Below are 1,197 nucleotides of genomic sequence, written 5' to 3'. Positions count from 1 at the left end.
GCAGATGCTGTCGGTGGGGGCCGGGTTGGCCAGGCCGAACAGCGGCCGCAGCTTCAGGCCCACCCAGGTGCCGAGCAGCGCGAACACGCCCCACAGCCAGCCGTGCAGGTTCCCGGTGGAGATCCCGGCGAGGTACGCGCCGATGTTGCAGCCGCCGGAGAGCCGGGCGCCGACACCCATGAGGACCCCGCCCAGCACGGCCGCGGCCGCGGTGCGCCACGGGATTCCGGAATGGATCTTCCATGCCCCGGCGGCGGCCGAGGCCACCGCGGCGCCGAGGATGATGCCGATGTCGGTCAGGCTGGTCTTGTCCGTCCACACCGGACCGGCCAGCGCCTTGGCGTTACCGCTGCTTCGCCAGAACTCCCACGTTTCCGGATGCAGGCCCACCAGTTGCAGCAGTTTCGCGCCCCACAGGGCGAAGGCGAAGGTCACCCCCCAGGTGCCGCCCGAGACCAGCACCACCGCGGCGGCGAGCACGCCGAGCACGACGGCGCCGGTCAGCAGTGGCCACGAGCCCCGGAACACGCGCGCGAAACCACGGGCGGTCGGCACCGCGCCGACCGGCGGCGGGTTCCGGCGGGCCTGCACCGCCCGGGTGATCAGGGCGACCACGGCCAGCACCGCGATCGTGACGGCCCACGACCCCCACCAGCCCACGTGGTCGGCCAGCAGGAAACCGGAAACCTGGGGCCAGCCGGTGAAGACCGGGTACGCCCAGGTGTAGAGCACCGAACCGCCGATGAACCCGCCGAGCGTCAGCACGATCGCCGACTGCCCGGAGCCGACCGCGAACAGGGTGCCCGAGGCGCACGCCCCGCCCAGTTGCATGCCGACGGCGAACAGGGCGGCACCGGTGAACAGCGCCAGCCCGACCGGGCTTGCGGTGATCTTCGGGGTGGAGCCGAACAGCCCGCTGCCGGTGCCCGCGATCAGCGCGATGAGGGTGGCCGCGGTGCCCAGCAGCAGCGTGTGTGCCCGCAGCCCGGACCCGTTGCCCACCGCGATCAGCTGCCGCCAGGCGGAGGTGAAGCCGAACCGCGAGTGGAACAGGGCCACCCCGAGCAGCAGCCCGATCAGCAGCAGCGCGCCGAACTTGCCGCCGTAGGACGACCACACGAACCAGACGGCCGCCACGGACAGCACCCCGGCGACGGCAAGGGGAACCACGCGGACGGGTTCCTCCGGGTCGGGGAC

Annotated in this window: 1 protein-coding gene; it reads right to left on the bottom strand. The window is 72.9% G+C overall.

What is annotated here, in order from left to right; translation table 11 throughout:
- The coding region (locus tag FNH05_RS37510; protein WP_246128173.1) for a YeeE/YedE family protein at nucleotides 1-1,197 on the bottom strand (1,197 nt) is incomplete at both ends.

Origin of the sequence: Amycolatopsis rhizosphaerae (assembly GCF_007713715.1) — a bacterium.
GTDB classification, from domain to species: domain Bacteria; phylum Actinomycetota; class Actinomycetes; order Mycobacteriales; family Pseudonocardiaceae; genus Amycolatopsis_E; species Amycolatopsis_E rhizosphaerae.
This window is presented reverse-complemented; position numbering and strand designations above follow the sequence as displayed.